General features: G+C 33.7%; 1 protein-coding gene. It reads right to left on the minus strand.

Annotated elements, in window-relative coordinates; translation table 11 throughout:
• A partial coding sequence (locus FUA24_RS23325) for a glyceraldehyde 3-phosphate dehydrogenase NAD-binding domain-containing protein (RefSeq protein ID WP_317131969.1) occupies window positions 1-249 on the minus strand: 249 nt, incomplete at both ends.

Here is a 249-nt window from a genome sequence, read left to right on the forward strand (position 1 = left end):
AAGTTGTGAAAATACCAGTACAATCTAAAACTACTTCAGCTCCAACAGCGTCCCATTTTAAATCTTCTGGGTTACGTTCAGCAGTAATTCTAATTTCGTTACCGTTTACAACTAAGTTACCGTTTTTAATATCTACAGTTCCGTTAAATCTTCCGTGAACAGAATCGTATTTTAATAAATATGCTAAGTGTTCAACGTCTAATAAATCGTTAATTGCTACTATTTCAACATCTGGTCTAGAAGCTGCAA

It is taken from the genome of Seonamhaeicola marinus, from assembly GCF_008085455.1.